Source organism: Clostridium pabulibutyricum (genome assembly GCF_058242705.1).
This window is the reverse complement of the sequence record NZ_JBZAYZ010000020.1, coordinates 1-13,426: the sequence shown is the minus strand read 5'-3', so window position 1 is coordinate 13,426 and position 13,426 is coordinate 1. Positions and strand designations below refer to the sequence as shown.

Sequence of the window (13,426 nt, the reverse complement as noted above, 5' to 3'; positions counted from 1 at the left end):
GGTAAAAATGAAAATAGATGAAAATAATTTTATAAAACAGCTGGAGAATAGAAATCAAAAAGCTCTCTACTACGTTATGGAAAAGTATGGCTGGGTAATAAAATCCATTGTAAAAAAACACATGTACAATATGAAAAATATGCAGGGGGAATGTATTAATGACATACTTTTGGGGGTGTGGAATAATATAGAAAGCTTTGAATGTAATAGGGGAGATTTTAAAAACTGGCTGGCTGGAATATGTAGATTCAAATGCATAGATTACAAGAGAAAATATTTAAAAGAACTAAATCATGAAAATATAAATGATTTGAATATAAGCCGGGATGATGTCGAGGAAAAAGCACTTGAAAATGAGTTGAGTTCTGAACTTGAATCACTTCTTGATTGTCTGAGCGAAAAAGACAGGGATATTTTTTATAAGGTATATGTGGAGAAAATGGATGTAGATGAAGTCAGCAGGGAATTCGGAGTCAAAAAACATGTAATATACAATAGAATATCGCGGAGCAGAATAAAAATAAGAAATATTTTTTCTTTGAGAAAAAAAGGAGGGGCTGGATGTGGCAAATAATATATATGATATTTTAAATAGGGGTAAATTTGATTTTGATGAATATGAAGCAGAAGATTTCAATGATATTGAAATGAAAATGCTGAAAAAAAATATTACAAAGTCGATAAATGGAAAAAGGCACAGCTCTAGAATATGTGCATCTGCATGTGTGGTAATTGTTATAATGGGAATTGCAATAATGAGTTTTGGTGCTACAAGGGCATATGCCATTTCAAGAGTGGATTTGATTGGGGAGAGCATTTCAAGTTTCCTTGGAATAGGTAAAAATTTAAGCAGTTATAATACGGTGGTCAATAAATCAGTTACAGATAATGGAGTTACAGTTACTTTAAATGAGGTGTTGCTTGATGGCGATGAACTTGTGGTATCAAGCAATATAAGTTCTGATAGAGTTCTTAAAGAAAATGATACATGGGACAGTGACATGCATCTTTATATAAATGATAAAAGAGTCAGAGTAGACGGCGCTCGCGGCGGAAGTAAAAATATAGATTCTAGTACGACTCAGCAGGTTATGAAGTATGATTTAAGTGCAATGAAGAATATAGACTTAAAAGGCAATTTAAATATAAAAATCATGTATTCAGATATGATGGTAAATATGTCTGATAATAAATATGGAACATGGAAATTTGAATTTAAGACAAATGGAGATCAGTTGAAGAAGGACACAAATACAATAAATATTGATAAAAAATTTGTAATTGGCAATGGAAATGAATATATAGTAAAAAAATATACAAGTAATGATTTAGGGCAAAAAATGTATGGCAGTATAGTTAACAATTCTACAAAAAATGAAACCTACAATGTTTGTGTAAAGGGTCATGATGACTTAGGCAATGATGTGGAATTTAGTCTTGTAAAGGGCACAAAGAACAGTTTTGTTCTCCAGTATCAGAATGTACTGGATGGAAATATTAATAAAGAGGCAAGTAAACTTACGTTGAATTTTTATGCAGTAAAAATGCCCGAGAAAAGTGGAAAAGAGCCTGATATAAGTCAGTACAAAAAGGTTGGAGAAGAATTTACAGTAAATATTAAATAGAATATATAATTGTTTAAAACCGAAAATCATGTAGGAAGAAGAATATATTCCTGCATGATTTTTTGCTTTAATATTAAAAATAATCATTATAAGTGTAACCTTTTTAAAGCTTTTACGTATAAACTTATGAGAGAATAAAAAATGTTCATATGAGAGGAGGGGGTTTTAATTTGTGATGACAATACTTTAATGAAAAATACAAAAAAAGGAGACAAAAAGTCTTTTGAAAAACTTGTACTCAAATATAGAAAAAGTGCAGTTGGATTTTCATACAGCATGATAAAGGATATTCATATGTCGGAGGATATTGTACAGGAAAGTTTTGCGGCAATATATATAAAGAGAAAAAGTTACAAGTTAAAGAATTCATTTAAATCCTTCCTGTTTAAAATAATAAAGAACAGATGTATAGATTATATTAGAAAAAATAATAAAAGCAGTGTTTCAAGTTATGAACAAATGGATTTGATATCGGAGGAATTTTCTCCGTATGAAGTACTGGAGCACAGTCAGAAACTTACTTATGCCGGAAAAATTCTTAATAAATTAAAGCTTGAATATAGAAATGCTGTATTTTTATATGAGTATTATGGTTTCAGTTACAGGGAAATTGCGGAAATTATGGACAAATCGCTGCCGCAGGTAAAAATCATCATCTATAGAGCAAGAAATAAAATAAGAAAATATGTGGAGGAGGATATGCAAAATGATAAGTGACGAAGAATTTTTAAATGGAATGTGGAAAAAGGTTTCAATGCTGGAATGTGAAGAGATGGAAAAAATGCGGGCAAAAGATTTAAATAGAAAAATTACATTTAAAAGAATATATATTTTGATGTTTAGTATTGTTGGGTTTTCAATTCTTATATTCTTTGCCAAGTATATGGAAGGCGCAGTATATCCTTTAGTCATTGGAATTTTGAGCGGCTCTTTTATATATGAAACTTTATCTAGTAGAATTTTGGAGGAAAATATTTATGAAAATAACAGTATCAAATTTGAATAAAAACTTTGGAAAAAAAGTTGCACTTAACAATGTGAACCTTAAAATAGAGGAAGGAATGTTTGGTTTGCTTGGCAGGAATGGTGCAGGTAAGACAACTTTAATGCGAATTCTTGCAACCTTGCAGAAAAAAACAGATGGGAATATTGAAATATGCGGCATACCTATAGAAAATGCAAAGGAGATTAGAAAGATAGTTGGATATCTTCCCCAGGATTTCTCAATGTATCCGGGAATGACAGTTTATGATGCCATGGATTATTTGGGAGTGCTTTCGGAAATACCTAAAATAAAGAGAAAAAAGAGAATTTTGGAGCTTTTGGAGAAGGTAAATTTGTATGATTGCCAGAAAATACGTATAAGGGCATTATCAGGAGGAATGAAACGAAGACTAGGTATTGCCCAGGCAATTCTGCATGATCCCAAGGTGCTGATTGTGGACGAGCCAACGGCAGGTCTTGACGTTGAAGAAAGAGTAAGATTTAAAAATATGCTCTCTGAGATTGCCAATAATAAAATAGTTATTCTTTCCACACACATTATAGAGGATATAGAAGATACCTGTAAAAATGTTGCCATACTCAAGGAAGGAAATGTCATATATCAAGGCAATATAGAAAGACTTTCTACCATGGATGATGACAATCCCAGCATTATAGGCGGATACATGAAGTTAATGGGAGGAAAAATATAATGGATTTGTTTTTTTTAGAATGTAAAAGAATATTAAAAAGTTACATTTACTATGTGTTTATAGGTGCCGTTATTTTGTTTTATGCGTCGCAGATGGGCTTTACAGACATGAAAGCAGTAAGTGAGTATTCTTCACCTCCTGAGAAGGTTAATATTCAGAAGTATTATGAAAAAAATCACAGGTATCCCTATGGTGAAAAGGCTACGAGTATATCAATTCAGACAATTCCCAATGTATCTCAGAATCTTTATTTTGAATATGAGGAAAATAGATATAGTACATATCCACTTGGTGTAATAAAGATAGTAAGATTAAAAGGTGACGACAAAATCAAGGTGCGGAAAATCCTCGAGGAAGTTACAGGAAAAAGCATTAGAGAACTTAGTTTGATGTACGATAAAAATCAAAAATTCTCGGTTGACAGTAATATGAATATTAATAAATTCAATGAACTTATGGTGAAAGTCGATTCCATTTTAGGTGGAGGTTCATCTTACAATAGCAAGGATATGCTTAGATTTACAAGGGTTCCCGTGACATACGAGGAGGCACTTAAAGAGCATGAGTATTTAGTGAGCAAGGACAAATTGACACAGGGGTATGCAAGGTTGTTTTGTGATTATATTGGTATAGTAATGGGAATACTGCCAATTTTTATAGTAGTATTCATGTGTCTAGCTGACAAACGCAGCAAAATGCAGGAGCTTCTGTATTTTAGGGACATATCATCTGCAAAATTGATTTTGTCTAGATTTTTTGCATTGGTTTTCATGATGATACTTCCGGTTTTTTTAATAAGTATTGAACCTTTAAGTGTATTTATTAAATTTTCTTTGATGAAAAATATATCCATTGATGCATTTGCCTTTGTAAAATATATTATGTGGTGGATTCTACCTACACTTATGTTTGTAATTGCAATTGGAATGCTTTTAACTACATTTACAAATACTGTAATTGCACTTGCATTTCAGGTTTTTATATGGTTTTTTAGTTTAATTACGACTGACCTCGCAGGGGAGTATCCAACGTTTGCACTTATAATACGCCACAACGATTCAGGACTTGGAGAGGTTGTACGGAACAATCAAAATTTAATTAATATAAACAGGCTTGTGATAATTGGGATGGCATTTATAATGCTTTTACTTACAATTTATGTTTATGAACAGAAAAGGAGGGGAAGATTTGACTTCAATTCAAAGATGCCAAAATTATTTAAGCTTGGCAAGAATAAATCTAAGGCTTGATGTATTATCGTATTTTGTATTTTCAGCACTTTACTTATGTGCCATCCCAATTTTTCAAGGAGTGTCAAATCTTGAGATGGCGGATACAGCTTCGTGTCTTGAAAATTTTGCAGCAGCAATTGGAATCATACTTATTGTACCTATATTCAAACCCGAGGAAGCAAGCGAAATATACGAGCTTATAAGATCAAAGTCCATGGCATCTTTTAAGCCTTATATTTTAAGAATAGTAGTTCAAATTGCTTTAATATTTTCTCTTACAATGGGATTTTGTGAAATGCTCAGGTACAATTTGTGTATATTTCCTTTTTATAAATATGCTTTGGGAACTTTCGTATCGGCAGTATTTCTTGGAAGTCTTGGCATGTTTGCGTCTTCTGTATCGGGAAGTACCATTGCCGGGTATATGATAAGCATGGGATATTTGATTATGAATATGATTACTGGAAATAAATATGTTCATAATTTTTATATCATGTCGATGAAAAACAACAGTTTTTACGAGAAATACTATCTTCTACTTGGAAGCATTATTCTTATAATAGTATCAATTGTTATAAAGAGCAGAAAAACACGATGATAAATTGGAGGTTGTTGATAAGTAAGGCTTGTCAACAACCTTTTAATTTCATAATATTGTTGAACTATTTGACTGTATAAATTACAATAGAGTTTAAAGTTTATAGTTGAAATCAATATGTGAGGTGCTATGTATGATTAATAGGTCAATATCAAATCCAGGTATATTTAAAATATTGGACACAAATTCCAATGAGGTATATTTTGGAGGCAGTCAGGAATGGTATGGTAAAGAGTGGCAGCGTGTTTCAGGCTGTGGTCCTACTGCAGCATCCAATATTATATTTTATTTGAATCGTATTCACAATGTGTTTAAACTCGGAAAAAATTTGAATATCAAAGAAAATTGGCTTGCATTTATGGAAGAGATATGGAATTATGTGACTCCAAGTAAAAATGGAATACCGTCGGTTGAGATGTTCTGTGACAAAATGCTTGTCTATGCTGGATTGCAGAAAATAACTTTGCAGTATTATTGTTGTAATTTGCCTGAAGATAAAAATATGCGCCCAAAGATGTTTGAAGTATTGACTTTCATAGAGAAAGGATTAGCTAAAGATGTTCCTGTGGCATTTCTTAATTTATGCAATGGCGGTGAAAAAAATCTCGAAAAATGGCATTGGGTTACAGTGATTTCTTTGGATTATACAGAAGATAAAAAATCTATATTTTTATATATTCTGGACGGAGGAATCGTAAAAAAAATTGATCTTGTTCTTTGGTATGCTACTACGACTCAGGGAGGCGGATTTGTTTATTTTGTATAATTTGTTTTTGAGCTGTGACTTATGTCTGATGCATGTGATGAATTGAGTAATTGTATAACGATTACCGAGTAATTATAGTATTTATTAATTATATTTTTTAATAATTTAGCATTTATTGTTGTAATAAAGTATAATTATTTAATAAGATAGTTACAGGGGGCTCAAATTTTTATGGGTAGACGCTATGTAATATACGAAGAGTTAAAAAAAATGACTGAAAAAATAGATAAAGATGGATTGATGTCTGGGTTTGATATTGGATTTAATGCTGAACAAATAGGAAATAATGTCGGAATTGCAAGAAACACTGTAAGCAAGGAATTGAATTTGCTGTGCAGGGAGAAACTTGTCATAAAAATAAAGAGCAGGCCGGTATTGTTTATTCACAAAGGTGCAATGGAGGTTATTGTTAATCATAAAATAGATAATAAATTTTGTGAAGTAAGAAGTATGTCTGAAATATTAAAACACTGCAAATTAAATATTCAAGATAATTGTGGTGAAGTTAAGAGTGAAGTTTCAGATCCATTTTCCAAACTTATAGGATATGACAAAAGCTTAAGGGATTCAATTGCAAGGGCCAAGGCAGCGGTGTTATATCCTCCAAATGGACTTAACATGATGCTTATAGGTCAGTCGGGAGTTGGAAAAACGTATTTTGCAGAATTGGTACATGAATTCATGCAGAAAACCAATTTGTCTAAAAAGAAAGTCCCATTTGTATACTTCAATTGTTCCGAGTATTATAACAACCCCGAGCTTCTGACGTCCCATCTGTTTGGATATAAAAAAGGTGCATTTACTGGAGCTTCCGAAGAAAAAGAAGGTCTTATAAAGAATGCGAATGGTGGATTTTTGTTTCTTGACGAGGTTCACAGACTTCCATCGGAAGGACAGGAAAAGCTGTTTTCAATTATGGATAAGGGAACGTACAGAAAGCTTGGATCGGCGGATGAAGAAGAAAGAGTAAACTTAAGATTGATATGTGCAACTACAGAAGATATAAAGTCGGCACTGCTAAAGACGTTTGTAAGAAGAATACAGGTAATTATTAAACTTCCAGAACTAAAGGACAGGACTTTGGATGAGAAAATAGAACTGATATTCAAGTTCTTTTATGCTGAAAGCACTAAAATTAGCTGCGAGGTGAGAATAGATAAGGATTTTATGTACTATCTTCTTGTAAAAAACTTTGATGAAAATGTAGGGCAGTTAAAAGGGGATATTCAATTTGTATGTGCTCAGGCATATTTAAAAAATATATCCAATAATAAGGGGTATCTTTTTATTGACAAAAAATTTGTAGGCGAATATAAAAAGTCAAACAATACGAGAGTAAAGATGGTTCTAGAAAATATGTTTGATGGAAAAAGGTATATCAGCATATACCCGGACAGATATGAAGACATAAATAAGAGGTTAAAGGATATTTCAAGAAATAACGGATCAGATATATTTTATGCTTATATATTTAAAGAATACACGAATTTGAGAAAAAATGATGTACCCTTGGACGAAATAATGAGCCTTTTAAAAAATAAACTCGACACTATATTCTATTATGATATATATCAAAAATATAATGAAGTGTCCGAAGAAGTAAATGAATTGGATAACATGCAGATACGTAATCAAACGCGGGAAATTATAAACTACATAGAAAAAAACGCCGGTGTAAAGTTTGACAATAACATAGTATATAATCTTAATGTACATTTTGCTACACTTGTATCAATAGCCAAAGATGCAGCCATTCCTGCTGTGTATAATTCAAACATCATGCTTGACAGCTGCAGGGGGGAATATGTACATGCAAAGGACATATGCAAAAAAATAGAAGATATATTTAATATAAATTGCCCGAATATAGAAATAGCTTTTATAAGCCTTTTAATCAATGAATTCAAGAATAGAAAAGTCAAAAATGATGTCAATTCTGAATGTGGAGTTATTCTCGTGGCACATGGAAGTTCCACAGCTACAAGTATGGCTGATTACGGTAATAGTCTTTATGAGAAAAACATAGTGCAGTCTATTGATATGCCAATAGATCAATCAGTAAATGATACGTTGGATATACTTGTAAATAAAATTAAAAATTACAGGTACAAGAAACTTATTCTGCTTGTAGACATAGGTTCGTTGGTATATTTTGGACAGATAGTCAGCAGAATGTTTAATATAGAAGTTCTTATGATAAAAAATGTTAACATGCTTATGCTGCTTGAAGTAGAGAGATATGTAATATATGAGACGACGGAGTTTAACAACATGGTATTGAAGTTAAAAGAGAGAAATATTGAATATGAGATGTGTGAAGGCAAGATTTACAGTTCCACAAAAGTATTGGTGATTTCGTGTATAACGGGAATGGGCACATCTGTAAAGATAAGAAAATTAATTGAGGATATTTTCAGTAAATTTATTTCAGAGAATATACGAATACTTGTTATAGATTATGAAGAGACTGAGAGTATAAATAAGCTATCCACCCATATAGAAAGTGGAGAGAGAATTGTAGGTATAATTGGAACGTTTAAAGTTGAACTTCCCGATATACCCTTTATATCTCTTGAACAGTTCTTTTCAGAAGAGGGAATTGAGCTTTTAACCAGTATACTTGAGCTTGGAGATAGCGTACAGGAGAGAGAAAATATTATAGAGAACGTATCTAAAAGATTTATAAATGAAATAAGTATGGAAAGTATAATAAAATATATAACAGTTCTTAATCCAGACAAGGTTTTGGAAGACATCAGAAAAGTTTACTATTGTATCTGTCAAGAAATAAATACAAAGTTTACAAAAAGGATTGCATTGCGATTTATGATACACTGCTGCTGCATGGTTGAAAGGGTTGTTGTTGACAGAAAGGTGTTACAAATACCATATGATGAAACTGTGAAGGATGATAAAAACGTAATATCTGTAATAAAAGTGTCATTCAAGCAGGTAGAAAATAATTATCATATAAAACTTACGGATGGTGAATATCATTATATTTACGAGCTTTTATTCAAGTAAGAGCTTGTAATTTTTTTTGCGCAAAAACAATGGCATGGTTATTGCTGAATAAATAGACAGACAGAATGAAAGGAGAAATTTGATGAATCATAAGAAAAAAGAGATTTTATTGTTGACACATGGGGGGTGGGGTACAAAACTGATACAAAGTTTAAAAATGATTATAGGAGAAATAGACGGAGTTTATGAGATTGCATTGAATCCATCGGATACTTTTAAGGAATTCTACGAAAGAGTAAAAAGTAAATTGGAGGAGATGCCGGAGGATTCTCTTGTCATCACTGACATATTTGGAGGGACAACCTCTAATGTAGCAGTAAGGTTAAGTATGGATTTTAAAGTAAATGTTGTTTCAGGATTAAATGCACCTATGCTGTTAGAAGCCATTACTTTAATAGATAATGATGAGTTTGATTTTGCGGACAAACTTGTGGATGCAGGAAGAGCGAGTTGTAAAAATGTAAAAAAAGAAGTTAATTTCAAATAAAAAGGAGAGAATTGTCATGGGAAAAATAGTACTTTGCAGAGTTGATAGCAGGTTAATTCATGGACAAGTAGTAACTAAATGGGTTGGTCAATCGAAAGCAAATAGAATTATAGTTGTGAGTGATGAACTGATAAAAGATCCGTTTATGAAAAATATTTATTTGATGGCAGCACCACCAAGCATTAAAGTTGACTGCTTCGGGTTGAAAGAAGCAGTGGATGCATGGAAGGAAAATGAATTTGGAACTGGCAATATACTTATTCTGTTCCCGAACCTTATGTCACTTGATGAGGCTATAAGAGGCGGAATTGAATTTGAAAAGATTCAAGTCGGAGGACTTGGAGGCGGTCCAAATAGAAAAGTAGTATTTCAGAATATAACGCTTGATGATAATGATGTAGAAATATTAAACAGGCTTGAAGAAAAAGGAGTAAAAATTTTCTTTCAGACAATTCCGGAAGATAAACCAAGGGACTTGAAAACTATTTTGAAAAAGTACAATTCATAATAAAATTAAGGGGGAATATTAAGTGAGTATTTTAGCTGTTGCTATTTTAATGGGAATTTATTATTGGTTTTCACGTTTGAGATTTGGATATACTTTTTCAGGCATGCTCATACAACCGATAGTAATAGGAGTATTCGTAGGACTTATAATGGGAGATATGCAGAAAGCAATGACTATTGCTGCAGGTATGCAGCTTGTATATCTTGGAGTTACATCTACACCGGGAGGAAATGTTCCGTCAGATCCAGCACTTGCCGCATGTATTGCAATACCTCTTGGAGTAAAAGCAGGCATGAGTGTGAATGTGGCTATTGCACTTGCAATACCGTTTGGAGTTATTGGAGTGTTTGTTGACCAACTGAGAAGGACAATAAATGCTGCATGGGTTCATATGGCTGATAAATATGCAGAAGATGCAAACACAGGTGGAATTATGAGAGCGGCTTTTCTATATCCGGCTATTGCAGGTTTTATAATCAGATTCCCTGTTGTATTTGCAGCGAATTTTTATGGAGCAAAGGTTGTAAACAGCTTTTTAAAAATCATGCCTTACTGGCTGACTCATTCCTTTGAAATAATGGGTGGAATTTTGCCGGCATTGGGATTTGCCATAACAATTATGGTGATAGGAAAAAAGAAACTCATACCGTTCTTTATATTGGGATTCTTCGCAGTTCTGTATTTGAAGATTGATATAATGGCAGTTGCAATATTTGGGACATGTATAGCGTTGCTTACAAGAAATAATACTAGTGCAGTGGAGGTGTAATTTCGCATGGAAAATAAAAATGAAGTAAAATTGACAAAGAATGATATAAGAAAATCATGGCTAACTTATTATATGGGAGCGGAACTTTCAAATTCATATGAAAGACTTCAAAGTCTTATATTTTGTGCATCTATGGTACCTATACTTAAAAAGTTATATTCAAAAAAGGAAGATTTGTCAGAAGCTCTGAAGAGGCATCTCAATTTCTTCAATACAGAAGGTGTAATGGGTTCTATTATACAAGGCATGGTAATAGCCATGGAAGAAGAGAGGTCAAAAGGTGAAGATATTGAGGAGAATACTATAACAAGTATAAAAACAGGACTTATGGGACCTATGGCTGGAATGGGAGATTCTATAATCTGGGGAGCAATAATGCCTCTTATAATTTCAATATTTATCCCATTTGCATCAAGTGGAAGTGCAATGGGAGGAATAATGCCGCTTATATTATATACAGGAATAACAGTTGCAATAAGCTATATGTTTTGTTTTAAAGGATATACTGTTGGAAAGAAATCTATAATAACACTTCTGCAGGATGGAAAGATGAAGCAAGTAATAAACAGTGCAAATATACTTGGACTTATAATGATGGGTGCTCTTTCTGCCAGTTATGTAACTATAAAAACACCATTTAAAATTACTGTCCTCAAGGGTTCAAGCATAGTAGTACAGGATATTTTAAATAAAATGGCACCTGGTATTTTGCCTCTTGTTGCTGTATTTGGAATATACTATTACCTTACTAAAAAAGGACCAAGATATACTACAATACTTTTAGCTATAGTAATTATAAGTGTGGTTTCATCTCTACTTGGAATTCTTTAGAAATTTACTTTGTATTGTTTTTATATAGGAGGAAATTTATGAGCGTTTACGAAGAAATAGGTTTGAAGAGAGTAATAAATGCATCTGGAAGGATGACGTTTCTGGGTGTATCAACTATAAGCGACGAAACAGCAGAATTTGCAAAGCAGGGCGGACAGAATTATGTAGTAATAGATGATCTGTTTGACAGGGCAGGAGAAATAGTATCACAGTATACTGGAGCCGAAGATTCCTGCGTAACATCCTGTGCATCTGCGGCAATAGTCCTTTCCATAGCTGGAATTATAACAAAAGGAAGGATTGACCTGGTTCAGAGACTTCCTGAAAGCGACGGACTGAAAAACGAGATAATAATTCAAAAAGGACATGCAGTTGACTATGGTGCTCCAATGACAACAATGATAAGACTTGCAGGCGGTGTGCCAAAAGAAGTTGGATATTCAAATCTAGTAGAAAAAGAGCACATTGAAAATGCAATAAATGACAAGACTGCGGCACTTATGTATGTAAAATCACACCACTGCGTTCAGAAGGGAATGGTTTCCCTTGAAGACATGGTTGAAATTGCACACAGACACAACCTTCCTATACTGGTAGATGCAGCTGCGGAGGAAGACCTGAAAAAATACGTTAAAACCGGTGCTGATCTTGTAGTATACAGTGGAGCAAAAGCAATAGAGGCAATAACCTCCGGCTTTGTAACAGGGAAAAAGCAGTACATCTCCTATGCAAAGAAGCAGTACAAGGGAATAGGAAGAGCCATGAAAGTTGGAAAAGAGAGTATAATGGGGCTCTTAAAAGCACTTGAGCTGTATACGAATAAAGATGAAAAGAAACAGGTAGAGAGACAGAAGAGCATTGTAAATTATCTGAAGGATGAAATAAATAAGATAGATGGTTTGGAGTGCAAAATTATAAAAGACGAAGCAGGAAGAGAGATATACAGGGCAGAGGTAAAGGTGGACGAGGCAGCTCTCGGTATGAATGCGGAGCATGTTGCAGAAGAACTGAGCTCTGGAAACCCGATAATATACGGGAGAAACCACAAGGTTAATCTTGGATTCATGAGTTTTGACCCAAGGCCTATGCTTGAGGGAGACAAGGAAATTATAGTGAAGAGATTAAAGGAAATCATAAATAGATAAATAAGGAGAGATTACAATTATGGCAGGAAAAAAGATAAGCTTTTATAAAGACAAAGTTGCAATAAATGTTCTTGCAAAGGATGTAGAAAATGCAGCAGAAGTAGTTGATGCAGCAGATGGACACGTTGCGGTAGGAGTGCTCTCAAAACAGTTTAATTCAGTTGATGAAGGAATTTGCGAGGTAAAAAGATGGCTTGAGAAGATACCTACGGTATCAGTAGGACTTGGAGCAGGAGATCCAAGCCAGTGGGAAAAGGCGGCAAAGATAGCAGCAGCAACGGATGCGGGACATGTAAATGAAGTATTTACAGGAGCACCTGTGGCAAGAGGAATGCTTATGGCAAACAATGCAGAAAATACAATGGTAAATTCTCTTGTAAGCCCTACCGGAACTCCTGGAAAAGTCAAGATTTCAACAGGTCTTTTAAGTTCCAAGGCAGAAGATGCAGTTGTAGATGCAGACACAGCAGTATTGATGCTGAAGGATATGAAAGTAGACTCAATAAAGTTTTTCCCTATGGGAGGATTGAAGAGCATAGAAGAGCTTAAAGCACTTGCGGAGGCATGCGCAAGACATGATCTTCCTATGATAGAGCCGACAGGCGGAATAGATACGAAGAATTTCGAGGAAATATTGAAGACATGCCTAGATGCAGGAGTAAAGAAAGTTATGCTTCATGTATATACTTCGATTATAGACAAGCAAACTGGAAAAACAAGAACTGAGGATGTAAAGAAATTGTA

General features: G+C 33.6%; 15 protein-coding genes. All 15 read left to right on the top strand.

The window, feature by feature from the left end; genetic code table 11:
* Positions 1-7 precede the first annotated feature (7 nt).
* Positions 8-574 carry a sigma-70 family RNA polymerase sigma factor gene (locus tag AC4CVH_RS15235; protein ID WP_490788586.1) on the top strand — a complete coding sequence of 189 codons (567 nt, stop codon included), beginning with the start codon at positions 8-10 and terminating at the stop codon, positions 572-574.
* Complete coding sequence (locus tag AC4CVH_RS15230; protein WP_490788585.1) at positions 564-1,625, top strand: DUF4179 domain-containing protein; 1,062 nt, start codon at positions 564-566, stop codon at positions 1,623-1,625. Before AC4CVH_RS15235 ends, AC4CVH_RS15230 begins: the two co-directional genes overlap by 11 nt.
* Before the next feature lie 189 nt (positions 1,626-1,814).
* Entirely contained in the window at positions 1,815-2,342 is a 528-nt protein-coding gene (locus AC4CVH_RS15225; protein ID WP_490788584.1) for an RNA polymerase sigma factor, read from the top strand.
* Positions 2,332-2,631 (top strand): hypothetical protein, encoded by a 300-nt coding sequence (locus AC4CVH_RS15220; RefSeq protein ID WP_490788583.1) that lies wholly within the window; start codon positions 2,332-2,334, stop codon positions 2,629-2,631. The genes AC4CVH_RS15225 and AC4CVH_RS15220 overlap by 11 nt, the downstream gene beginning before the upstream one ends.
* Positions 2,603-3,322, top strand: coding sequence for an ABC transporter ATP-binding protein (locus AC4CVH_RS15215; protein WP_490788582.1), 720 nt, complete (start codon positions 2,603-2,605; stop codon positions 3,320-3,322). Before AC4CVH_RS15220 ends, AC4CVH_RS15215 begins: the two co-directional genes overlap by 29 nt.
* Positions 3,322-4,572, top strand: a complete 1,251-nt coding sequence (locus AC4CVH_RS15210; protein ID WP_490788581.1) for a hypothetical protein — start codon at positions 3,322-3,324, stop codon at positions 4,570-4,572. Before AC4CVH_RS15215 ends, AC4CVH_RS15210 begins: the two co-directional genes overlap by 1 nt.
* Positions 4,511-5,152 carry a hypothetical protein gene (locus tag AC4CVH_RS15205; protein ID WP_490788580.1) on the top strand — a complete coding sequence of 214 codons (642 nt, stop codon included), beginning with the start codon at positions 4,511-4,513 and terminating at the stop codon, positions 5,150-5,152. The genes AC4CVH_RS15210 and AC4CVH_RS15205 overlap by 62 nt, the downstream gene beginning before the upstream one ends.
* 133 nt (positions 5,153-5,285) lie before the next feature.
* On the top strand, positions 5,286-5,918 hold the full coding sequence (locus AC4CVH_RS15200; protein ID WP_490788579.1) for a hypothetical protein: 633 nt from the start codon (positions 5,286-5,288) through the stop codon (positions 5,916-5,918).
* A 171-nt stretch (positions 5,919-6,089) separates the two neighbouring features.
* Complete coding sequence (locus AC4CVH_RS15195; RefSeq protein ID WP_490788578.1) at positions 6,090-8,942, top strand: sigma-54-dependent transcriptional regulator; 2,853 nt, start codon at positions 6,090-6,092, stop codon at positions 8,940-8,942.
* 82 nt (positions 8,943-9,024) lie between these two features.
* Positions 9,025-9,429 (top strand): PTS sugar transporter subunit IIA, encoded by a 405-nt coding sequence (locus AC4CVH_RS15190; RefSeq protein WP_490788577.1) that lies wholly within the window; start codon positions 9,025-9,027, stop codon positions 9,427-9,429.
* Positions 9,430-9,445: 16 nt separating this feature from the next.
* Entirely contained in the window at positions 9,446-9,937 is a 492-nt protein-coding gene (locus tag AC4CVH_RS15185) for a PTS sugar transporter subunit IIB (RefSeq protein WP_490788576.1), read from the top strand.
* 22 nt (positions 9,938-9,959) lie between these two features.
* Entirely contained in the window at positions 9,960-10,706 is a 747-nt protein-coding gene (locus AC4CVH_RS15180; protein ID WP_490788575.1) for a PTS mannose/fructose/sorbose/N-acetylgalactosamine transporter subunit IIC, read from the top strand.
* A 6-nt stretch (positions 10,707-10,712) separates the two neighbouring features.
* Entirely contained in the window at positions 10,713-11,537 is an 825-nt protein-coding gene (locus AC4CVH_RS15175; RefSeq protein ID WP_490788574.1) for a PTS system mannose/fructose/sorbose family transporter subunit IID, read from the top strand.
* 38 nt (positions 11,538-11,575) lie between these two features.
* Positions 11,576-12,682 (top strand): DgaE family pyridoxal phosphate-dependent ammonia lyase, encoded by a 1,107-nt coding sequence (locus AC4CVH_RS15170; RefSeq protein WP_490787383.1) that lies wholly within the window; start codon positions 11,576-11,578, stop codon positions 12,680-12,682.
* A gap of 19 nt (positions 12,683-12,701) precedes the next feature.
* The coding region (gene dagF, locus AC4CVH_RS15165) for a 2-dehydro-3-deoxy-phosphogluconate aldolase (RefSeq protein ID WP_490787555.1) at positions 12,702-13,426 on the top strand (725 nt) is incomplete at its 3' end.

What these genes read in the sequence shown, in the direction of transcription:
- AC4CVH_RS15235 (WP_490788586.1), top strand. Translation starts at nt 8, where the DNA reads ATGAAAATAGATGAAAATAATTTTATAAAACAGCTGGAGAATAGAAAT.
- AC4CVH_RS15225 (WP_490788584.1), top strand. Translation starts at nt 1,815, where the DNA reads ATGAAAAATACAAAAAAAGGAGACAAAAAGTCTTTTGAAAAACTTGTA.
- AC4CVH_RS15220 (WP_490788583.1), top strand. Translation starts at nt 2,332, where the DNA reads ATGATAAGTGACGAAGAATTTTTAAATGGAATGTGGAAAAAGGTTTCA.
- AC4CVH_RS15215 (WP_490788582.1), top strand. Translation starts at nt 2,603, where the DNA reads ATGAAAATAACAGTATCAAATTTGAATAAAAACTTTGGAAAAAAAGTT.
- AC4CVH_RS15210 (WP_490788581.1), top strand. Translation starts at nt 3,322, where the DNA reads ATGGATTTGTTTTTTTTAGAATGTAAAAGAATATTAAAAAGTTACATT.
- AC4CVH_RS15200 (WP_490788579.1), top strand. Translation starts at nt 5,286, where the DNA reads ATGATTAATAGGTCAATATCAAATCCAGGTATATTTAAAATATTGGAC.
- AC4CVH_RS15195 (WP_490788578.1), top strand. Translation starts at nt 6,090, where the DNA reads ATGGGTAGACGCTATGTAATATACGAAGAGTTAAAAAAAATGACTGAA.
- AC4CVH_RS15190 (WP_490788577.1), top strand. Translation starts at nt 9,025, where the DNA reads ATGAATCATAAGAAAAAAGAGATTTTATTGTTGACACATGGGGGGTGG.
- AC4CVH_RS15185 (WP_490788576.1), top strand. Translation starts at nt 9,446, where the DNA reads ATGGGAAAAATAGTACTTTGCAGAGTTGATAGCAGGTTAATTCATGGA.
- AC4CVH_RS15175 (WP_490788574.1), top strand. Translation starts at nt 10,713, where the DNA reads ATGGAAAATAAAAATGAAGTAAAATTGACAAAGAATGATATAAGAAAA.
- AC4CVH_RS15170 (WP_490787383.1), top strand. Translation starts at nt 11,576, where the DNA reads ATGAGCGTTTACGAAGAAATAGGTTTGAAGAGAGTAATAAATGCATCT.